This window comes from Alkaliphilus pronyensis (genome assembly GCF_009017275.1).
In the GTDB taxonomy this organism is placed as follows: Bacteria; Bacillota; Clostridia; order Peptostreptococcales; family Natronincolaceae; genus Alkaliphilus_C; species Alkaliphilus_C pronyensis.
Genome location: NZ_WBZC01000040.1, coordinates 11,833 through 34,113 on the forward strand (window position 1 = coordinate 11,833; position 22,281 = coordinate 34,113).

Genomic DNA, 22,281 nt, shown 5'->3' on the forward strand with positions numbered 1-22,281 from the left:
CTTTCTTCATTAGTATCTTTAACATTTTCCTAGTACTTTATACTGTTAAAAGCAACGTAGGTACTGTACTAACATTTAATACCTTGTATAAAAGCAACAAAGATGCTCAGAAAAATAACTTGAAGCAATTAATATAGAAGAAAAGTATTGACAAAATAAAATGAGAATGATAATCTTTATCATGACATAAAATATTCTGAAGAGATGCTTTTAACACTTCATTTATGAAGCAGAGAACAAGCTTCAAACTAATACATTTTAAAGGGGAGGATAACATGAAAAAAATATTATTACTTGTACTAATTGGTTTATTAAGTATGTCTATGATTATAGGTTGTGGGTCAGAAAATACTACTAATGACGAAACAAACGAAAATCAAACTGAAGCAAATGGGGAAAAAGACAAAGATACAGAAGAAACTAATGAAGAAACAGCTGTTGAAACAACTAAGTTTGCTGGTAAAATATCCTTTAAAGAGGTAGCTGGCAAGGTAACTTTGGACTTAAAAAACTCAGCTCCAGAGATAAGTGAAAAATATGATGTACTATTTAAGAAGTTTTCACAGCTAGGCACCTTTGAAAATTCAGCAATTGGAGCTGCATCCACCGCTAATTTGTTCTATGAGCTAGGTATTGATTTTATTGCTGCTCCACAAACAAAAACACTACATAATGACCTAGTGGCTAGACAAAAAACTATTGAAGAGTTTTCAAGGGAAAATAATGATATTCTTAATATAGGAAGCTCAATGAGCCCTAACACAGAAGCCCTTATAGAGCTGCAACCTGACATTTTCATATTTCCAGACACCCTATTAGGGCTAAAAGAAAGGTACAAATATATAGAAGAGGCAAATATTGAAATATTCCCGTTATATCAAAGCGAATACACAGATATATTTGTAATATTACAAGCGATTTTAGATACCACAGACACAAGTGATGAGAAAATATATGAAATTTTTAAGAATGCAAAGGAGGTTATTGAGGAAGCAAACAGCCTTACAGCAGAAGCTAAGGAAGAAAAAACAGTAGCTGTTCTTTATATTAAAGGTGAACCTCGTATTTTAGAGGATGGTATGCCGGTTATTAAAATCGCTGAAGATTTAGGAATGATTAATGTACTGGCAGGTGCTGAAGCTTCTGAGCTTAGTCCTGAGGTATTAATTGATAAAGATCCAGATTATATTATTTATTATGCCCACGGAGATGGAGATGTAGAGGCACTAAATACATTCACTAAAGAGCTTGAGGATGAAAATGGCAAATATAGATCCTTAAAGGCTGTTAAAGATGGAAACTATATCCCATTAGGTAACGAGAATTACTCTAGCTTCTCAAGCGTTGATTTAAGAGTTATTGAAGTAATAAAGCAAATTGTTGAGACTACCTATGGTGAAGAATAAGATAGTTGCAACTGTAGCTGCCTTAGCCATATTATTGATTGCTTTACTAATAAACATTTGCTATGGTGGCTCAACTGTTGGACTAAAGGATGTTATAGATGTTTTTATTGGTAATCCAGTAAAAGATAGTACAATGATAATTGTAAAAGAGGTGCGACTACCTAGGGCTATTACTGGCCTTATGGTAGGAGCTACCCTTGCCGCCAGTGGAACTCTAATCAAGGCGGTTATGAGAAATCCTCTTGCCGATAGTGGACTTTTGGGCATACAAAGTGGTTCTGCTTTAGTGGCTATATTCATAATACTTGTAGCTCCAAACCTCTACTCTTATCTACCCGTAGGAGCCTTTATAGGGGGAATAATAACATACCTAATTCTTATTGTGCTTGCAGTAAAGGATGGTAAAATACAATCACTGAGGCTTGTGTTGGCAGGGGTTGCAATTAGTGCTTTTATGGGTTCAATGATAGGTCTAATAACAATTTATAATAGTGATGAATTAGAAAGTGCAATATCATGGCTTAATGGTTCATTTGTTGGAATAGGTGGCTATGATGCCAAGCTATTAACTATATATGGAGTTATAGCACTAATAGTCTCTTTGTTTTTAATACCAAAGTGTAATCTTTTATTATTAGATGATAGTACTATAGAAAATCTAGGTGAAAACGTAAGCCTTGTAAGATTTATTGTTGCAACAGTGGCGGTCTTTTTATCGGCAGTAAGTGTTGCCTTTGTTGGAATAGTAGGCTTTGTAGGCTTAGTTATACCACATGTGGGTAAGCTTATAATAGGTCAAAATCATAAATGGCTATTACCCTTCTCTACATTATTAGGCTCTATTTTTGTTTTACTTTCCGACGGAATACAAAAATTAGTTTTCTCTCCAATGGAAATTCCAGTTGGAATTGTTATTTCATTTGCTGGTGCACCTTTCTTTTTATACCTCCTTAGAAAGGAAGTGTAGTTAATGATAGAAGTGAAGAATTTATCAGTTAGCTTTAATAGCAAAGCTGTACTTAATAATTTATCAATTGAAATAAAAAAAGGTAGCTTTACAGCTATAATTGGTCCTAATGGCTGTGGCAAATCAACACTGGTAAAGGCAGTTGCTGGTTTAATTTCAACGGATTCTGGTGTAATTATTGTTGATGGAAAGCTGAGAAATAAGTATAAGAGAAAGGAATTTGCCAGAAAGGTTGCATTCTTAATGCAGTTTGGTACCAGCTGTGACGGTGTTACTGCAAGAGATCTAGTAGAATATGGTAGAAACCCATATAGAAGGCTTTTTAAGAGGCAGACAAAGGAGGATGAAGAAATTATCGAATGGGCTATAGAAAAAACCCATTTAAGAGAATTTGAAAATAGAATGCTAAATAAATTATCTGGTGGAGAAAGACAGCGTGCCTTTCTGGCAATGGCTATTGCACAACAAACAGAAGTTCTTATATTGGATGAACCAACTAATCATTTAGATATAAAATATCAATATGAAACCTTAAACCTAGTAAAAAAGCTAAACCAAGAAAGCAATATAACAGTAATATGCATACTCCACGATATTAATCAAGCCCTAAGATACAGTGATAATATAATTGTTATGAAGGAAGGTAGAATAGTAACTAACGGAGCTACAGAAACATGTGTTACAAAAGAGCTCATGCAGGATGTCTATGAAATTAAATGTGATGTAATCAAAAGAAGGGGAGTATGTTGCATAGATGTATTTTAAGAGATACAATAATAATAAAAAGGGAGGAACTTCAATGAAGGTACTTATTACATATAGTTCCAAAACAGGCAATACTAAAAAAATAGCAAATGAGGTAGCTAAGGAGGTTACAAAATTATATCCACAGGCAGATTTTAAGAATATTGATGAAGTAGTTGAATTTGACTACGATATAATATTTTTAGGGGGATGGATTGATCGAGGTAATTTCAATAAAGAAGTAGAATGCAGGCTAGATTCAATTAAGAATAAGAATGTTGCTTTTTTCTTTACTTTAGGTGCTTATTCCACCTCCATGCATGCTTATGATTGTATAACAAATATAAGAACAGCATTAGATAAGAGTAATAATAGAGTTATAAATCATTTTCATTGTATGGGTCCAGTATCTAAAGACCTTAAAGAAAGAATGGCTAAACTTCCAAAGGATCATCCACATTATCCAGATGAAGCAAGATTAAAGAGATGGGCTTGTTCAGAGAGCCATCCTAATGAAGAAGATTTTGAGGCAGCTAGAAGCTTTGTATCAGGAACCTTTAAAGCATTGAATAATAAGAGGGTTTAGTATATGTTTGAGAAAAGATATAAATCCCATCATGATGCAAGAAGAGAGTTTTCCCACCTGCTTCAAACAGAGAAATCTAACTTTAACCAATTAACTGAAGTCCTAAAAAAGGAAGCTTTAGAACAGGAAAAGGAACATTGTATTTATATTCACATTCCTTTTTGCGATAAAATTTGTTCATTTTGCAATATGAATAGAAGGATACTGAAAGGAACCTTGGATAGCTACGTAAATGATATTATAAATCAAATTAAAATGTATGGAGAGTTTGATTATCTTAGAAGCATAAAAATAGGTAGTATATACTTTGGTGGAGGCACACCAACGGTTCTGTCAGGAACTCAACTTGAGAAGATTATCAATTGCTTAAAAGAACATTTTAACATTATAGATAACTGTGAGATAAGCACAGAAACTACCCTACATAATTTAGACTCTAGTAAAATCACTAAGCTAGAAGAAATTGGCTTTAATAGATTAAGCATAGGCATACAAACCTTTAGTGACCACGGTAGAAGATTCTTAAACAGAACCTTTGATAAAGAGGAGAGTATAAATAGACTAAAAAAAATACGTGAGGAATTCTCTGGTACAGTCTGTATTGATAAGATTTATAATTATAGTGGTGAAACCCTTGATGATTTGAAGGAGGATATTAGAATTATAAAGGAGCTTAAAATTGATAGCTTTAGCTTTTACTCTCTAATGATACACGAAGGCTCTAATCTTAGTAAAATGGAGCAGAGTAACAAATTAATAGAGGATAAGGATAGAGAATATCATGATTTTTTTGTTGAAAGCTTTATTAATGATAAGGAATTAGACTATGATATATTAGAGCTTACAAAGATAACATTAAAGGGAAAGGATCGTTATAATTACATAAAAATAAGGCATAAGGAATCAAACACTATACCAATAGGGATAGGTGCAGGGGGAAAGATTTTAAATTATAGTATATATGTCCGAGATTTTAATAATATAGTAGTCAGTAAAAATATTGGAAAAGGTTATACCGATACCCATATCCTTTATGGTTTAATACAAGAGGATAAGCTAACCTATAATAATCTTAGTAACCACTTTACAAAAGAAGAAATTGAAGGTTTAAGGGTTAAGCTAGATGAACTTGTAGAGAATCAATTCTTAATGAAATATGAAGATGGTTATAGGTTAACACCAAAAGGTCTTTTCTATGGAAATAACATTTGTGGAAGTATTTGCAAGCATTATTTAGAAAACCAAAGCTGATGTAAAAGATGCCACCTTAATTATAGGGTGGCTTTTTGCTTCAAAACTTAAGTTTACATAGGAAATTAATAAATGTTATAATTACTAATGTAGAGGTAGACTATAGGAATATACAATTGTATTATTACCAGCTCAAGGGAAGGTGTATAATGAAAAAATTATTAAAAACTACTTTAAAATGCTTTTTTATTATAATACTTACTATGCAACTAATGGGCTGTTCTAAATATCAGCTCCAAAATAAAGCACCAAATACTGAAGATGAGGGAAATATTTCAGATAATGCTCTTCAAGAGCAACCTTCAAATTCAAATTTAGTGGAGGAGGGGCAAACAATTGAGACAAGGATACTACCACCTATAGGCTTCCAACGTATTAGCGTGGTAGAGGGTTCTTATGCTGAATATTTAAGAACTCTACCCCTTAAGCCCCATGGCTCCCCAGTAGTCTATTATAATGGTACAGAGAAGAATAAAGAAAACATCTACATGGCAGTGGTGGATATGGAAATAGGTGATAAAAATCTACAGCAATGTGCAGATGCAATTATGCGCCTTAGGGGAGAATACTTATACGGAATTGGTGCCTATGATAAGATACACTTTGATTTTACCAATGGATTCAAGGTGAATTATAGCAAATGGATGGAGGGCTATCGTATTGTTGTGGAAGGTAACAAAAGCTATTGGGTGAAAAACGCGGAAGCTTCTAATACATATCAAGACTTTAGACGTTATATGGATATTATCTTCACCTATGCAGGCACCATCTCATTAGAGAATGAACTAATAGCGGTTGATTTTAATGATATGGAAATAGGGGATGTATTTATTCAAGGAGGTAGTCCAGGTCACGCGGTAGTTGTAGTAGATATGGCAGTCAATGGTAGTACAGGTGAAAAGCTGTTTTTATTAGCCCAAAGCTATATGCCGGCACAAGAAACACAAATATTAGTAAATAACATGGATAGGGATTTAAGTCCATGGTATTCAATAAACCTAGAGGGAGATACAATTTATACTCCTGAATGGAGCTTTAAAAGAAGTGATTTAAAAAGATTTCCATAAAAGCTGTATCTTTTAGTTAGCATCTAAGACCCTATATTAAGTAATAGGAGGTAGCAAAAGTGCATAGTTTCTTTGGACCAGCACCAATAGACAAGCCCTTTGTATTATTTGGACAAGCCCACCTAATTATGCTTATAGTTATGTTTACTTTAATATTTCTTATATACCTATTAAGACATACCCTTAGGGCCTTTAAATATGAAAAAAACCTTCGATGGATATTGGGATTCACACTAATATTTACTCAAATGGCCTATGGCTTAAATAATGCCTATAATGGAATAGGCAGTATTCAAAAAGACCTGCCCCTAAGTCTTTGTGGGGCCAGCATGATTTTAGTTGGGATTTTATTAATTAACATGAATAAGGGGCTTTTTGAAATATTGTACTTTTGGGGAATAGTGGGTGTAATACAAGCATTAATTACTCCTAACTTAGGCCCCTATGGACCAACACATTTTAGATTTTATCAGTTTGCAGTAGGACATATTGGAATAATTGTTTCAATTATATACTTAGTTTTTGTACATAAATTTAAGCCTAATCATCGGTCTATTTATAAATCTCTTTTAGCCCTTTTAATATTTACAGCCTTTGTTTTAGTTTTCAATGTAATGTTTGATGCAAATTATCTTTTTCTTTTAAAAAGTCCTGAGAATAAAAGTGCATTAGATTTGTTTCCAAAATTCCCTTGGAACACACTGGTGTTATTTATCCTAAGCTGGTGTCTATTCTATTTGGCATATTTACCCTTTGTATTCACTGGAAAAAAAGAGAAAAGTGCTACAGTAACCAATGAATAATTAATATTTACATCAGTAAAATATAGGCCCTGCATAAGAAAAACAACATATAAAGGATTTAGAGATACTAATAAATATTGTACTTGTACTATTTCTTTTTTAGATAGTAAGAAAATATTCTAAAAAAGATAGTAAACAAGTACTTTTTTTTGTTAATTAGATGTTAAAAACGACAATTTTTTACAAACAATGAATTAAGTATTCAAGCAGTTTTACTACTATAATTTAAGTTAACATTAACATATTATGCAGAATTTTGTAAAACAAAAAAAAGAAAATGAGGAAGGAAAAAACAATTATACCAAGAATAAGAATAAAGCAAATAGTAATTAAAAACTATTAATAGAATAACATGACTAATATAAAATTAAATAACATAAAATTTAGTAAATGGTAACAAAAAGATAATAAATATTATTACTAAATGTTACATTTATCCTGTGGTTAATCAGAGTTTCGTTTTAAGGAGCATAAGTATTGATTTTTTTATTAACAAAAGTCAATACAATATAAAATATTCTAAAGAAGGAGTGAAGAAATTATGGAGGATTTAAAAAGAGAGGTTTGTGAAATGATTTTAGAGAGATTGGGCTTTGATGATTTAACTGTTAATGACGTTGATTTTCAAGCACCCCTATTTGCAGCCCAGGACAAAGAAGGTATTGGCTTAGGCTTAGATTCAGTTGACACCTTAGAAATAGTAGCTGGTATCAGACAAAACTATAGTATTAGAATTACAGAAAATGACATGCACATCTTTAAGAATATTGACACTATAGTAGATTTTGTGGATCAAAAGCTAAGCTCAAATGCAAGCTAGAATAAGCTTAGTGAAAAATATTTCTTTCCTTTACATTTGGACAAGGGGGTGCAAAATTGACGCTTTCTTTTAAGTACAAGTTTAAACCAAGGTTTTCTGATATTGATAGATATGGTATAGCACATCATAGTAAGTATTTTTGCTGGTTTGAAGAGGCGAGGTATTATTTTCTTGAATCAATTTTAAAGATACCACAGGAGGAACTAGTTCAATTATATGCCCCTATTACTAGCCTTAAGGCCGATTACAAAAAATCTATCATATTTGAGAATAGCTATGTAATTGTGGTTTCCCTTAGCATTGACGAATTTAAGTCTTTTGTACAATTTCAGTATGAGATTATGGATTGTAATGAAGAAACAATATATGCTAAAGGATTAACTGAACACGTTTTTACCAAAAGTAATGGTGAGTTATTATTTGAAATTCCGGATTTTCTTTACGAAAAGATTAAATTAATAAGAAAGTAGGGAATAAAATGCATTCTATTTATATCAATGGAATAGGTGTGATACTTCCTGGGGTAACAGACATTAAGGACTTATGGCAAGAGCTAGCTGAAGAAGCCAATAATAAAGCCGTTAAAATTGAAAGTATCCCATCATTTATTTCAAGTAGGAAAATAAGAAGAATGGATAGATTGTCTATATTAGCTCTATATAGCTTTTGCAAAGCATATGAGGAGTTAAAGGAGCAGGATATTGATTCTTTACGAGTAGGAACAGTATTCAACAGTGACTTTGGATCATTAAACACTATAGCAGAATTTGCTGAATGTTTAGTGGAAGGCAGTAATATAGAGGCTAGTCCAGTTACTTTTGCAAACACTGTTATCAATGCTTGCTTAGGTCACATTTGTATGGAATATGGGGTAAAGGGTGCCAGCACCATGCTTTTGGGTAGTAACTATGTAGGTTATGCAATGAAAATGATACGAAATGGTAGATCGGATATGGTATTTGCTGGAGGCTTTGAGGAATATAATGAAGAATTATTTGATTGCTTTAATGAAAAAAGCATCAATGTAAGGGAAGGCTTTTCTACACTCCTATTGTCAAAGGAGAAAAAAGAGGACTCTTACTGTGAAATTGTTAGCTACAGTGAAGGAAATTTAGGAGGACATCCTTGTTTTTTAGATGACTTTAGTCCAGATAAAAAAAGTATAATAAATACAGTTAACAACCTATTAAAGAAGGCAGAAATTGAAGCTTGTGATATAGATGGAGTAATAACTGCCAGCAATAACAGATTGTTTATTGATGCAGAATTAGAAGCTGTAAACAGTATTATTTCAAAGGACAAGTTTATATTACCCACTAAAGTTATACTAGGAGACACATTGGGGTCTGCTTTGGGAATAAACATTGCAACAGCTTCTATGATATTGAAATATCAAATAATTCCCTGTAAGCATTTATCAGATATAGAAACGAAGACAGGAGAAATAAAATATTTACTTGTTAATAATTTTGACATCAGTGGAAACTATGTATCCTTTATACTAAAAAAATGTGATTAATCTCATGGGTGTTACTAATGGTAGCATATGAGAATTTAAGGACTTAATATATCAGAAAATTCTTAAAAAAGCCTTCTAATTATGATGGGAGTGATGAAATGTTTGATAGTTTAAAGGGTAAAAGGGTTTTGGTAACAGGAGGAAGCAAAGGCATAGGAAAAAGCATTGTTAGACTATTGGCAAATTACGATTTAAAGATTGCCTTCACCTACAATAGCAACAGGGTTAATTTATCAGAGCTAAAGGATAGCTTTAATAATAAAGACACAATAATTCATCAATATAAACTGAACCTAGAAAATGAAAATGAAATCTACAAGGTTGTAGAAGAAGTAGAAAATGATTTAGGAGGGATAGATTTTCTAGTAAACAATGCTGGTATTGTAAGGGATAGCTATATGATGCTAATGAATTCAGAAAACTGGAATAAGGTTATAGCAACAAATTTAACCGGTACATTTTTACTAACGAAGGAGGCTCTTCCCTTAATGCTGGCAGGTAAAAAAGGAGGTGCGATAGTTAACATAGCCTCAATTGCAGGACTTATAGGAGTTTCTGGACAAAGCAATTATTGCGCAGCTAAGGCAGGAATTATTGGCTTTACTAAAGCCCTATCTAAGGAAGTTGCCAGTAAGAGGATTAGAGTTAATGCAATTGCACCTGGTTATGTAGAAACTGATATGACAAGTGGACTAGATCCAAAACTACTCAATAGCTTTATGGAAAGAATTCCTCTAAAAAGAATTGCTTCACCTGAGGAAATTGCAGCTGTAGTTCTATTTTTATTATCCGACGGAGCAAGCTATATAACAGGAACAACTATAGCAGTAGACGGCGGAGCTATTAGTTGATAAATAAGCAGTTGGTGATACTATGTTAGTTAAATTTAATGAGCTTAAAAAGAATTGTGGAAATGTTATACTAAAAGACTTTAATTATTTAAGTAAAGAGCAAAGCCTATCACAGTTTAAGGGGACTAGAAGAAATTATAGAAATATTCTCATTGAAGGACTTTTAGAGGATACTTTTATTGTAAACAATCAGTTGAGGAATATATATACAGTTAAAGGGACATATAAATACAGCTGCTCCTATACAGGATACAACATAGCAGTTGCAATTTCACATAACAATATAGGAATTGATATTGAGATGTACAAAAACATTAATATCAAAAACCTTGATATATTTACTAACGATTGTGAATTGAATCTTGTAAAAGGCATTATAAAGAAACCTACATCAATAGAAGCAGCAACCTTTATTTGGTGTTTAAAGGAAAGTATAGGTAAGCTTTTCAATGTAGGCTTATCAAAGGGATTTAAAAGCATAAGCATATGTAAAAAACAGGAAATGCATTTAATAACTAATTTTGAAAGGGATGAAATACCCAACTTATATGTTTATTACAAGCTTTTTGAAGATTTTTGTCTTGTTATAAGTAGCTATAATGAGCTATAAAGTATAAATGCACCAAAAAAACTGGAGGTGTAATGATGAAGCCTAAGGATATTTTGCTACATAGAGAGCCATTTTTATTCGTTGATGAAATAATTGAAGTTCGATATCTACAGTACTCTAAAGGTAAAAAATATGTAAGGGATGATGAGTTTTGGGTAGATGCCCACTTCCCAAATGACCCTATTTTTCCAGGTGTTCTGTTACTGGAGACTATGGCACAAATAGGTGGACTTTTATTAAAAAGCGAAGGTGAAAATAGGCTCAATGCTTTTTTATCAAAGGTAGACAATTTTAAGCTAATAAAAAAAGTAGTGCCAGGAGAAGAAATAATAATTGAGGGAGTTTTTAAAGATAATATAGCTGACTTTACAAAGGTGAAAACAAAAGCCCTTGTTGCAAATAAAAAGGTAGCAGAGGCTGAGATAACCTATGTGTCCCGAAAAACTTTGGGGGGTTGATTAAATGGATGGGAAAAGAAGAGTTGTTGTAACTGGAATAGGAATGCTGTGTAATTTAGGAAATAACAAGGATGAAGTTCTAGCTAGCTTAATGAAGGATAAAGCATATTTTCAAGAGTCGGAAGAGTTGAAGGGTGTAAAGGTTGGTAAAGGTAGTTTATATAATTATGAGCTTAAAGAAGCCACCTCAATGAACAAAATAGAGGGTATGTCTTATATCACCATTGATGAAGCCCTAAAGGACAGTAGCTTATCAATCGAAGAATTAGAAGCTAAGGCAGAAAGGGTTGCCATATCCTTTGCAACATCTTCAACAGCCCTTCATGTCATAGAGCATTGTACAAAAGGCTTTATTGATAAAAAGGAAAGGGGCCTATGGTATTTACATAGTGGACAGTATATGAGTAGAATGGCCAACAGATATGGTATAAAGGGCAGCATATATACAACTAGCTCAGCCTGTGCTTCTGGTACAGCGGCAGCTATATTGGCATATGATCTTATAAAAAATAACGAAGCTGATATTGTAATAGTTGGTGGGGCCGATACCGTTTCTGGTTTTTCTCTATATGGCTTTAACTCCTTACAATCATTAAGTAAAAACATATGTAAACCCTTCGACAAGGACAGAGATGGTATCAACATAGGAGAAGGCAGTGGCTTTTTTATATTTGAAGAATTGGAGCATGCAAAAGCTAGAAATAAAAAATGGTATACAGAGATTATTGGATGTAGCTTAGGAAATGAAGCATATCATATGACTAGTCCTAACCCCGAGGGAGAGGTAATAAATCATGTTATGAAGGAAGCAATAAAGGATGCTGGTATTAGTCCTAAAAGTATTGACTATATAAACGCCCACGGAACAGGAACAAAGGCTAATGATATAGTTGAGCTAAAAGCCATTGAAGAACTATTTGAGGAAACTACTGAAGTTAACACATTGGTTTCTTCAACTAAATCAAGAACAGGACATTGCCTAGGGGCTGCAGGCAGCATAGAATTAGGATTTTCTATATTGGCACTATCACATAATTTACACCTAACTACATTGAACGCAAGTAACAAAATAGAGGACAAGCTAAGCCTTTTGGAGCCTAAAGGAAAAAAAGTGTTGGAGTATGCATTATCAAACTCCTTTGCCTTTGCTGGTAATTTGGCTAGTATTGTTTTAAAAAACAGCAATGATACAGACCTATAAGCAAATTAAAATTACTGCATTTAATGGTAGTCCAAGGGGTGTCAATGGTAACACAAATAAAATGATAGTAGAAATCCTAAATGGAGCTAAAGAGGTAGGGGCAGAAATAGAGAATATATTGCTTTCTGAGTATAATATAAATCATTGCATTGGCTGCTTCAGTTGTTGGGTTAATAAAGGTAACAGGTGTAGATTTAATGATGATATGCAGCTGCTACTGACAAAATATTACACATCTGATGTAGTCATCTATGGAACACCTCTATATATGGACAATGTATCAGGAATATTAAAGGCTTTTATAGATAGATCCATTGCCATCATATGTCCATATATGGAGAAGGATAATGCAGGGGAGTATCGTCACGTTAGGTCAAAGTTTTTTAAAGAACCACCAAAGTTTGTTGTAGTTAGTAATGGAGCTTTTCCAGAAAATAGTCAGTTCCAAGTTGTGGCTCATTACTTTAACAGATTAGCCAGGAGTATGGATACCGAGGTAATAGGAGAAATATACAGAGGTCAAGGTCTATTGTTAGCTTTACCAAAGCATGATGAAAACAGACAAATTATAGATAACTATAACACAATACTCAATAGGGCAGGAAGGGATATTGCAGAAAAGCTAGAGCTTAAAGACCAGACAAAGAGAGAGCTTGTAAAGCCATTAGTTCCATATGACGTGTATATAAAAAATATTGAGAGATATTGGAGAAAAGTGTTGGAGGGATGAGTTAATAATAATTAGCTTTTAGGAGGTAACCCATAAGTGAATAAAAATCTACTAAAGGATATTGATAGGGTATGGCATCCCTACGTACAAATGGAGGCATACAAGGAAAAACCAACAATGATAGTAGAAGCCGATGGTATTTACGTTAAGGACATACGGGGAAAAACCTATATTGATGGTATTTCATCCCTATGGAATGTATGTCTAGGTCATAATAATAAGAAGGTAATAAATAGTATAACTGAACAGCTCAATAGTCTACAATACTTCTCATTGTATGGATATACTAATCAACCATCGGTTGAGCTGTCGTTAATGATAAGTGACATTACTGATAATAGATATAAAAGATTCTTTTTCACCAATAGCGGTTCTGAAGCAGCTGATTCAGCCATTAAAATTATTAGACAATACTTTAAAAACAAAGGTGAAGCAAATAGAACTAAAATTGTATCATTAGAAAAAAGCTTTCATGGTGTAACCTATGGAGCAATCAGTGCTGGGGGTATTCCTATTGATTCACAGCAATACAAGCCAGTGTTAAGTGGATTTATTAAAATACCTCCTCCCTACTGCTTTCGTTGTTATTACAATAAAAAGTATCCTGAATGCAATTTAGCCTGTGGAAACAAGCTAGAAGAGGTAATTATACAGGAAAACCCTGAAACAGTTGCTGCCTTTATGGCAGAGCCAATTTTAGGTGCAGGTGGAATTATTATTCCTCCTAAAGGCTACTTTACAAGATTAAAGGAGATTTGCGATAAATACGGAGTTAAATTAATAATTGACGAGGTATCCACAGGCTTTGGTAGATTAGGTACAGGGTTGGGGATTGATAACTGGAATGTTAAACCCCAAATCTTTATTGGAGCAAAGGGTATTTCAAGTGGTTACTTACCTTTAGGAGTTGTAGGTGTTGAAGAGGATATATATGAAGCATTTTTAGGTGATAAAAAGCAGTTGAATCATGGCTTTACAACTTCAGGGCACCCTGTTTCCTGTAAAGCAGGAATTGCCACCCTAAGGGTTATAAAAGAAGAAAACCTAATAAAAAAAGTAAAGGATAAGGAGGTATTTTTTCGTAAGCAGCTACAGCAATTAATGAATATTTCAATTGTTAAGGATATTAGAGGAATGGGCTTAATGTGGGGAATAGAGCTAATTGATAAATATGATGTAGCCACTTTAACATATGAAATTGCCAAGCGTAAGGGGTTAATAACCTTCATTACCGATGCCAGTAATGTTATTGCTTTATTTCCACCCTTTATAACAACAGAGGAGCAATTGGTTAGAATTAAAGAAGTAATGGAGGCTTCTTTGAAACTGGCAGAGGAAAGAGTTAAAATCATGCTGAAATAAGGCTTGGAGGTGGTAAGATGGCAGTGATTGAGGGCTTTAAAAATGTTTTAAACTATTCTACCTGCAACGAAGATTCCCTAACTGAAATTAAAGCATTAGATATTAGTAAAAGTGATAATGTGCTGTGTATAACAGGGTCAGGAGGGAGAGTATTGAATTTACTAACACAGGCTCCCCAAAAGATTGTTGCTATAGACTTTAACCCGATACAAAATTGGTTACTTGAGTTGAAAATAGCCGCTATAAAAAACTTAAGCTATTATGACTACAGAAGATTTATAGGGCTAGACAGTTGTAGTGAGAGGAAAGAGATTTTCTATAGCTTAAGAAATGATTTATCAAAGGATTCCTATAGTTATTGGGAAAAAAATATAAGAATAGTTTCACGAGGGGTAATATACCAGGGTCATTTCGAGAAAAAATGCAAGTTTTTTTCCGATTTGCTAAAGGAGGCTATGGGAGACAAGGTAGATAAAATATTGAGCTTTGACGATTTAGATGCACAAAAAGAGTTTTATAAGAAGCAGTGGGACAATTCATTATGGCAAAACAACATAAATTTTAGTGTTACTAAAGCAATTGATCCAGCCTTTTACTTGTATGTAAATGAAGAATACAACTTCGCAGAGTACTTATTTAACATTTTAGATAAGGGATTAAAAAGGCATTTGGCAAAGGAAAATCATTTCTTGTGTTTACTATTAGATGGTAGCTATAGTAGGGCCACTAAACTCCCCCTGTATCTACAAAGAGAAAGCTTTCAATTAATGAAAAGCAATTTATGGCGGGTAGAAATCATAACAGAAAATGTAGTTAATTACTTAAAGGGTTGTGGTGAGAATTACTTCAACAAATTTTCTTTATCGGATGTTACAGGTTATTTAAGTGATGATAATAGCAATTCACTATATAAATATTTAATAAACTCTGCAGCTGATAACAGTAGGCTTTGTGGTCGTAGCCTGTTGGCGAAAAGAGAAATCCCTCTTGAGTATAGTAAAAATATAAAAAGAGATAATGAAATTGAAGAACAGTTAGAAAAGCTTGATTTAACAATTGCCTACAAGGTATTAGTGGCAGATATTTCAATGTGAAAGGAATGATAAACAGTGAAAAAAGAAATGATTAACTTCCTTCTTTTCCTATCATTGATATATAGTATTATATTTATTTATGTTATTTTATTACCGTTTAAAAAAATAGATGATCTATTTAAAACTAATTTTGGTAATAGGTTAATAGATAAACTATTATGGTATTCTAGTAAATCTCCATTTTAAAGGAGGGATGGTATGTCATATTTGAAGATATTTGTGTATTTATTTATATTAATTAATCTCATTTTATTATTGGTTTATATATTCTGGCGAGGGTTTTACTTTTTTAGAAATCCTCCTAGAAAAATACCAGCAGATAACAGCACAATAGTGTCACCAGCTGATGGGAAAATAGTCTATGTGAAGGAAGTAAAAAAAGGAATGTGTCCAATTTCAATAAAAAACCATAAGGAAATACCCTTGACAAAATATACTAAGTTTAATTGCTTAGAAAATAAGGATTATTATCTTGTTGGAATTTATATGTCAGTAGTTGATGTACATTATAATCGTGCACCAATAGCTGGAAAAGTAAAGCATCAGGATTACCTGCCTGGCTTTAATGTATCTATGTTTAGCACAATGGTGAATATCCTGTTAAATAGAAGACCCTATGAAAGAATGGGTCAGTATTTACTACAGAATGGGAGAAATCTTCTTTGGATAGAGGGGATGGATATATCTATTGGTGTTGTCCAAATAGCAGATATATGGATAAGCAAGATAAAGAGCTTTGTAGAGGAAGGAAAACAGTTAAATAAGGGTGAGGTATTGGGGCTGATTAGGATGGGATCACAGGTTGATATTCTTCTACCAGCTGATGAAGTTTCATTAAACTGCGGCGTAGGAGAAAGAGTAAAGGCTGGAGAATCGGTTTTGGCATATAAAAAGCCTTAAAGCAGGTGAAATAGCATATTGTAAAAATCTCTAATGGGAAGGGGATATACTTGAATAATTATAATACAAGCATGAACTACTCAACCTGTAATGAAGATTCACTTACTGAAATAAAGGCATTAAAAATAAGTAATAGAGATGTAGTTATTTGCATAACTGGCTCAGGAGGAAGAGTACTGAATTTACTAACTGAGAACCCTAAAAAAATAATAGCTATTGATATTAACCCAGTACAAAACTGGCTGCTTCAGCTGAAAATTGCTGCAATAAAAAATTTTAGCTATCAAGAGTATAGTAGGTTTTTAGGTATTACAGAGGAAAAGAATCGATTAGACCTTTTTGATAAGCTAAAGCATGATTTATCCCAAGAAGGCCTTTTATATTGGCAGACTAATAAGAGATATATTAACAAAGGAGTTTTGTATCAAGGAAAATTAGAAAAAAATGCTAGGTACTTTAGTGACATTCTAAAAGAATCTATGGGAAGTAAAATTGACAAGCTATTTACCTTTAGCAATTTAAAGGAGCAAATAAAATACTATGAGGAAAACTGGGTAAATGATAGAAATTGGCATAGGCTAGTTGATAGCTATTCCTCCACCATAAGAAAAGGTGATGCTACTTATAACCTGTATGTTGATGCTACCTATGATTTTAAAGACTTTTTGTTAAGGGTATTTGATAAGGCCTTTAGGTCACATTTAATTAGGGAAAATCATTTTTTAGGATTAATCATTGATGGAAGCTATAAAAGAGTTACAAAGCTACCCTTATGCTTAAGGGAAGAAAATTTTCAGCTTTTAAAAAAAGCTATAGATAAAGTAGAAATAATAACCAGCGATTTAGTTGATTATCTTAAGACTTGTAATCATGAAATAGATAGATTTTCAATTTCGGATATAGGTGGTTATTTAAGCAGCAGTGAATATGAGAATTTATATAGGTTTATGATAAAGGCTTCAAGGAAAAATGCTAGGCTTTGTGGACGCAATATAATAGCAGAAAGAAGTATTCCTAATAAATTTTCATCAATGATAATAAGAGAAGAGGCAATGGAGAAACAGCTAAAGGCTGAGGATTTATCCTTTGAATATGAAATAATAGTAGGTTCATTTAAAGCAAAATCGGAATAGCCCTTTAAATTCAATTAAGAGGAGGTGAAGTATGGAGCATATAATGGAATATAAAGGTAATTTAAATTATACAACCTGTAATGAAGATTCCTTAACAGAAATTCAGGCTTTAAAGGTTAAAGCTAAAGATACTATATTATGCTTAACTGGCTCTGGAGGTCCTGTATTAAACTTGCTAACGGAAAATCCACAAAAGATTATTGCTATAGATTTTAATCCCATACAGAATTGGTTACTTGAGCTTAAAATGGTGGCTATAAAGAATTTAGAATATAAGGATTTTATTAGATTTATAGGCTTAAAGAAAAGTAAAAACCGCTTAGAGATATTCAACAGCTTTGTCGGTGAGCTATCAGCAGAATCAAGATATTACTGGCAAAAAAATAGTAAATTCATCAATAAGGGAGTTTTATATCAAGGGACATTAGAAAAATACTACAAATATGTTAGTGATATTTTAAAGCTCACTATGGAGGAGAAGGTAAATAAAATCCTTTCATTTACTAGTTTAGAAGAGCAAAGCCATTATTATCAACACCATTGGAAAACTGATCCCAACTGGAGAGAGCTTTTAACCAGCTCAAGCCCATTTTATTTTAACAATAAAACATTGGAGCCAGCCTATGATTATTTAGGAGAGGGCTATAACTTTGAAAAGTTTTGCTCTGATATGGTTGATAGAGGCTTTATGACCCATTTAGTTCGGGAAAATCATTTACTGTGCTTGAGTATAGATGGTAGCTATGATAGAGCTGAAAAACTACCATTATGGCTACAGGAGGAAAACTATAATATTATAAGGAGTAATTTGCATAAGGTAGAAATTGAAACCGACGATATAGTTTCCTTTCTGATGAAGACCGATAAAAAGTTTGATAAATATGCTATCTCAAACGTTACCGATTACTTAAATGAAGATAAATTTAATATGCTGTTCCAATACATTATAAATTCCTCAAAAGAAAACAGTAGGCTCTGTGCCAGATATATTGTACCAAGACAAATAGCAAAAAAAATAGCACCCTATATAAAAAGAGAGTTAGAGCTAGAAGAGCAGCTGGAAAAAAGAGATTTGGCTCTGGAATACAAACTGATAGTAGCTGCTATTGATAAGTAATTATTTAGTATGGTAAATCAAAAGAAAAGCTGTGAACTAATGATATGGAGGGATATAAATGTGTGAGATTTATGAAAAATACAAAGACAAAAGGGTTGTTTTAACTACATGTCACAATGTGAATTTTGCTGGTGTAATTGTAGAAGAAGCAAACATAAAGGAAAGAGAAGGTGTTATTCTTGAGCTAGATGCTAAAACTGGCTTTTCTATCTACTGCCCTATCACAGCCATAAAGGAGATTTTAGAGGTTCCTCTATCTATGGAATAAGAAAACCTAGCTCTACTTATTTTACCTTGAAGAAGGGAGTGGATAAAATTGGTGATTAAAGTTGAAGGCCTTGTTAAGAAATACGGCGATTTAGTAGCAGTTAATGACTTGAATTTACAAGTAAATCAAGGGGAGGTATTTGGGTTATTAGGGCCTAATGGCTCTGGAAAGACAACTACCATAAACTGCATTCTATCACTTTTAAGCTATAGCAAGGGTGAAATACAGGTTTTTGGAAAGCCTATGGCTCCCGATGCCTATGATATAAAAAGAAACATTGGGGTTATAATGCAAAACATTGCAGTTTTCGATGAGTTAACGGTATTAGAAAATATTGATTATTTTTGTGGCTTGTATATTAACGATAAAAGAAAAAGAAGGAATCTGGTTGAGGAAGCCATTGAATTCGTTGGGTTAAGGGATTATAAAAAATTTGTTCCCAAGGAGCTATCCGGTGGCTTGTTAAGAAGATTAAATATTGCCTGTGGTATTGCCCATAAACCAAAGCTAATAATTCTTGATGAACCAACTGTGGCGGTTGATCCTCAAAGTAGGAATAATATCCTTGAGGGCATCTTAAAGCTCAATAGAGATGGGGCAACCATAATATATACCTCCCATTATATGGAGGAGGTTGAGCAAATTTGTAGCAGGATATGTATATTAGATAAGGGCAGCATCATTGCTTCTGGAAGCAAGGAAGAGCTAAAGTCCATGATTGATATGGGAGAAAAGGTTAGTATGGAGGTTTTTGATTTCAAAGAACAGCTGCTAAGGGATATGAAAAAAATACCAAATATCCAATCCATTGATTATAAAGGAGGAAGGATTACTGTAAAATTCAGTAAGGCTTCAAACAACTTAATTTACCTGCTGGATTATCTAAAGGAGAAGAACATTAAATTTGGTAAATTTTATTCAGAGCTCCCCACATTAAATGATGTTTTTTTAGAGCTTACTGGAAAAGAGCTAAGGGATTAAAGGGGAGGTACCAAAATGTTTTTTCATATTTTTAAATATAGATTAAAATCCTTAAGTAGAAATAAAGCAGGCATATTTTGGGCATTTATGCTACCAATTCTACTTGCCACATTGTTTAATTTTACGTTGGTCAATATCCTTAGCCCAGATAAGCACATAGATGTAAAAGTAGCAGTTGTAGATAATGAGGAATTTCATAATAACCAGGGCTTTAAAAGCTTTATTTATTCTTTGGGGGGATCAAATGAAGCAGAAGGCAACTCAATTTTCAATATAAGCATAACACCATTACAGAAAGCAGAAGAAATGCTGGAGAATGATGAGATTGATGGATATGTAAAAGTAGCTGAAGATATTAAGCTTATAGTTAATGACTCTGGCTTAAATCAAAGCATTATAAAGGCTGTTTTAGAGGATTATATTCAAATACAATCAACTGTTGAAACCATAGCAGTCCAAAACCCCTCAGCTATAGATGAAGGCCTTATAGAGAGCCTAGCAAATAATGTAGATTATCTTAAGGATAGGTCTTTAAACGAGGCAAATTCAGACTCTGTAGTACTAATGTTTTATTCACTAATAGCAATGTCCTGTATGTATGGTGCCTATTGGGGCTTAGCTGTCATAAATAACAGTCAAGCAGATTTATCAGCTGTAGGGGCAAGGCTAAATCTATCCCCTATACATAAGTTTAAGGTCTTCATTGCCGACACATTTGCTGCATGGCTAGTACAGTTCATTTTTGCATTATTACAGCTATTATACTACACATTTGCTTTGGGGGTAGACTTTGGATATCAAGTTGTATTTATTATATTTACAATGCTTATTGGAAGTATTATGGGTATTACCTTTGGCACCTTTATAGGAGCTATTGTGAAGAAAAGTGAGGACATAAAAATTGCTATTTTAGCTTCATTAATATCTGTTGGCTATGTTTTGACAGTATCAGCCGAAGTGAAGTATGCAGTTATGACTAGGCTACCAGTATTAGGATACATTAATCCTATAAATCTTATAAATGATGCCCTATTCAGCCTATATTACTTTGAGGGTTATTCACGGTTTTTTATCAACATTTCTATTATGCTTCTCTTTACAGTTATATTTAGTGGAGGTACATATTTAATCGTAAGGAGGGTTAGATATGTCAATATTTAAAGGATATTTTAAAATAATGAAAAGTAACCTACCGGTATTGATAATGTTTATGGTTGTGTTTCTGAGTTTATCGGTTTTTTATAGCTATATAGGTACTAGAAGCCAAAATGCTTCCTTTGAAGCAGTTAAAACAAAGCTGGCCTTCATAAGCTATGATACAGAGAAAAATGGTGAAAACACTGTACTAGTTGATGGTTTGAAGAATTATATATCACAATACTCAGAAATAATACCAGTGGAGGATGATCCTGAAAAGCTTCAAGAATCTCTCTTTTTCAAAAAGGTTGATTCAATAATAAGAATACCAAAAGGCTTTACAGAAGCCTATCTCGAAGGAGAAAATCCATCTATAGAAGTAATGTCGATACCAGACTCAGCAAATGCACAATATGCAAAAATGTATATAGATAGGTATTTAAATAGAGGACGCTTATATATAGCCCATATGGAAGAGGTTAGTTCTGCCGATATAGTAAGTTATTTAAAAAATGATCTTTCAAAAAACGTTACTGTTGAGGTTGAAAATAGTGGCTTTGTCTTTAATGATGGGGATAATATGGCATCCCATTACAATTTAATGGCCTTTTATCTTCTTTATGTTTTGATGATAGGGGTAGGGATAACCATGCTGGCCTTTAATAAGCCCGAACTAGTTAAAAGAAACAAGTGCTCACCAATTTCCGACACCAATAGTAATCTTCAGCTACTATTAGGGAACTTAACCTTTGCAGTGCTTTGTTGGGTATTGGGGATTTTATCTAGCTTTGCTTTATATGGTGGAAAAATGGCTACCATAAATGGGCTTCTTTATGGAATAAACTCATTTGTACTAACCTTAACAGCACTTTCTATAAGCTTTTTAGTTGCCAGCAACATAAAAAGTAAAGAAACCTTTCAGGGTATAGCTACTATTTTAGTGATTTTAATGTCCTCATTAACTGGAGTTTTTACACCCCAAGAAATGCTTGGGACTAGCATTTTAAAAATTGCTAGATTTATGCCGACCTATTGGTTTGTAAAGGCAAATGACCAAATACAGTCTGTTTCAGTCATTACTATTGATGGTTTAATGCCTATTTTTCAACAGATGCTAATGGTTTTATCCTTTGGAATAGCAGCACTGGTTGTAACGATGCTAATATCTAAAATAAAAGAATCCCTATTACTAGAGTAGCTATTATGCTCACTATGTCTGTAGCTATAAACGGATTTTAGTAATCTATTAAACAATAATAGATTAAATTAATTAAGA

Annotated in this window: 24 protein-coding genes; all 24 read left to right on the forward strand. The window is 33.1% G+C overall.

All coding sequences use genetic code 11. From position 1 onward, the window contains the following. Positions 1 to 275: 275 nt before the first annotated feature. Positions 276 to 1,406, forward strand: a complete 1,131-nt coding sequence (locus F8154_RS10655) for an ABC transporter substrate-binding protein (RefSeq protein WP_192930252.1) — start codon at positions 276 to 278, stop codon at positions 1,404 to 1,406. Then, complete coding sequence (locus F8154_RS10660) at positions 1,393 to 2,373, forward strand: FecCD family ABC transporter permease (protein WP_151861603.1); 981 nt, start codon at positions 1,393 to 1,395, stop codon at positions 2,371 to 2,373. The genes F8154_RS10655 and F8154_RS10660 overlap by 14 nt, the downstream gene beginning before the upstream one ends. Positions 2,374 to 2,376: 3 nt before the next feature. Next, the gene (locus F8154_RS10665) at positions 2,377 to 3,138 is read left to right on the forward strand and encodes an ABC transporter ATP-binding protein (RefSeq protein ID WP_151861604.1); all 762 of its coding nucleotides are present in this window, start codon (positions 2,377 to 2,379) and stop codon (positions 3,136 to 3,138) included. A 34-nt stretch (positions 3,139 to 3,172) separates the two neighbouring features. Next, complete coding sequence (locus F8154_RS10670) at positions 3,173 to 3,703, forward strand: flavodoxin family protein (RefSeq protein WP_192930253.1); 531 nt, start codon at positions 3,173 to 3,175, stop codon at positions 3,701 to 3,703. 3 nt (positions 3,704 to 3,706) lie between these two features. Continuing rightward, positions 3,707 to 4,954 (forward strand): coproporphyrinogen-III oxidase family protein, encoded by a 1,248-nt coding sequence (locus tag F8154_RS10675; RefSeq protein WP_151861606.1) that lies wholly within the window; start codon positions 3,707 to 3,709, stop codon positions 4,952 to 4,954. Between the two features lie 149 nt (positions 4,955 to 5,103). Further along, positions 5,104 to 6,021: a DUF4846 domain-containing protein gene (locus F8154_RS10680; RefSeq protein ID WP_151861607.1), complete on the forward strand. Its 918-nt coding sequence runs from the start codon at positions 5,104 to 5,106 to the stop codon at positions 6,019 to 6,021. Between the two features lie 59 nt (positions 6,022 to 6,080). Further along, the gene (locus tag F8154_RS10685) at positions 6,081 to 6,824 is read left to right on the forward strand and encodes a YwaF family protein (protein WP_151861608.1); all 744 of its coding nucleotides are present in this window, start codon (positions 6,081 to 6,083) and stop codon (positions 6,822 to 6,824) included. A gap of 541 nt (positions 6,825 to 7,365) precedes the next feature. Next, positions 7,366 to 7,644 carry an acyl carrier protein gene (locus F8154_RS10690; RefSeq protein ID WP_151861609.1) on the forward strand — a complete coding sequence of 93 codons (279 nt, stop codon included), beginning with the start codon at positions 7,366 to 7,368 and terminating at the stop codon, positions 7,642 to 7,644. A gap of 56 nt (positions 7,645 to 7,700) precedes the next feature. Next, complete coding sequence (locus F8154_RS10695; protein WP_192930254.1) at positions 7,701 to 8,114, forward strand: acyl-CoA thioesterase; 414 nt, start codon at positions 7,701 to 7,703, stop codon at positions 8,112 to 8,114. Positions 8,115 to 8,122: 8 nt separating this feature from the next. After that, entirely contained in the window at positions 8,123 to 9,163 is a 1,041-nt protein-coding gene (locus tag F8154_RS10700) for a beta-ketoacyl synthase N-terminal-like domain-containing protein (protein ID WP_151861611.1), read from the forward strand. A gap of 98 nt (positions 9,164 to 9,261) precedes the next feature. Then, on the forward strand, positions 9,262 to 10,014 hold the full coding sequence (gene fabG / locus F8154_RS10705; RefSeq protein ID WP_151861612.1) for a 3-oxoacyl-ACP reductase FabG: 753 nt from the start codon (positions 9,262 to 9,264) through the stop codon (positions 10,012 to 10,014). Positions 10,015 to 10,036: 22 nt separating this feature from the next. Continuing rightward, complete coding sequence (locus F8154_RS10710) at positions 10,037 to 10,624, forward strand: 4'-phosphopantetheinyl transferase superfamily protein (RefSeq protein WP_151861613.1); 588 nt, start codon at positions 10,037 to 10,039, stop codon at positions 10,622 to 10,624. A gap of 32 nt (positions 10,625 to 10,656) precedes the next feature. Next, positions 10,657 to 11,082 carry a 3-hydroxyacyl-ACP dehydratase FabZ family protein gene (locus F8154_RS10715; RefSeq protein WP_151861614.1) on the forward strand — a complete coding sequence of 142 codons (426 nt, stop codon included), beginning with the start codon at positions 10,657 to 10,659 and terminating at the stop codon, positions 11,080 to 11,082. Between the two features lie 4 nt (positions 11,083 to 11,086). Further along, entirely contained in the window at positions 11,087 to 12,283 is a 1,197-nt protein-coding gene (locus F8154_RS10720) for a beta-ketoacyl-[acyl-carrier-protein] synthase family protein (RefSeq protein WP_151861615.1), read from the forward strand. Continuing rightward, on the forward strand, positions 12,267 to 13,013 hold the full coding sequence (locus F8154_RS10725; RefSeq protein ID WP_151861616.1) for a flavodoxin family protein: 747 nt from the start codon (positions 12,267 to 12,269) through the stop codon (positions 13,011 to 13,013). Before F8154_RS10720 ends, F8154_RS10725 begins: the two co-directional genes overlap by 17 nt. A gap of 36 nt (positions 13,014 to 13,049) precedes the next feature. After that, positions 13,050 to 14,375 (forward strand): aminotransferase family protein, encoded by a 1,326-nt coding sequence (locus F8154_RS10730; protein ID WP_151861617.1) that lies wholly within the window; start codon positions 13,050 to 13,052, stop codon positions 14,373 to 14,375. 17 nt (positions 14,376 to 14,392) lie between these two features. Continuing rightward, positions 14,393 to 15,469 carry a DUF3419 family protein gene (locus F8154_RS10735; protein ID WP_151861618.1) on the forward strand — a complete coding sequence of 359 codons (1,077 nt, stop codon included), beginning with the start codon at positions 14,393 to 14,395 and terminating at the stop codon, positions 15,467 to 15,469. Between the two features lie 198 nt (positions 15,470 to 15,667). Continuing rightward, entirely contained in the window at positions 15,668 to 16,369 is a 702-nt protein-coding gene (locus tag F8154_RS10740) for a phosphatidylserine decarboxylase (RefSeq protein ID WP_151861619.1), read from the forward strand. 50 nt (positions 16,370 to 16,419) lie between these two features. Next, positions 16,420 to 17,502, forward strand: a complete 1,083-nt coding sequence (locus F8154_RS10745; RefSeq protein ID WP_151861620.1) for a DUF3419 family protein — start codon at positions 16,420 to 16,422, stop codon at positions 17,500 to 17,502. Positions 17,503 to 17,533: 31 nt separating this feature from the next. Then, entirely contained in the window at positions 17,534 to 18,619 is a 1,086-nt protein-coding gene (locus tag F8154_RS10750) for a DUF3419 family protein (RefSeq protein ID WP_151861621.1), read from the forward strand. Positions 18,620 to 18,677: 58 nt separating this feature from the next. Beyond that, positions 18,678 to 18,887, forward strand: a complete 210-nt coding sequence (locus F8154_RS10755; protein ID WP_151861622.1) for a hypothetical protein — start codon at positions 18,678 to 18,680, stop codon at positions 18,885 to 18,887. A 51-nt stretch (positions 18,888 to 18,938) separates the two neighbouring features. Next, on the forward strand, positions 18,939 to 19,868 hold the full coding sequence (locus tag F8154_RS10760) for an ABC transporter ATP-binding protein (RefSeq protein ID WP_330577889.1): 930 nt from the start codon (positions 18,939 to 18,941) through the stop codon (positions 19,866 to 19,868). 15 nt (positions 19,869 to 19,883) lie between these two features. Then, positions 19,884 to 21,029: an ABC transporter permease gene (locus tag F8154_RS10765; RefSeq protein WP_151861624.1), complete on the forward strand. Its 1,146-nt coding sequence runs from the start codon at positions 19,884 to 19,886 to the stop codon at positions 21,027 to 21,029. Beyond that, positions 21,016 to 22,203, forward strand: coding sequence for an ABC transporter permease (locus F8154_RS10770; protein WP_151861625.1), 1,188 nt, complete (start codon positions 21,016 to 21,018; stop codon positions 22,201 to 22,203). The genes F8154_RS10765 and F8154_RS10770 overlap by 14 nt, the downstream gene beginning before the upstream one ends. The last annotated feature ends 78 nt before the right edge of the window (positions 22,204 to 22,281 follow it).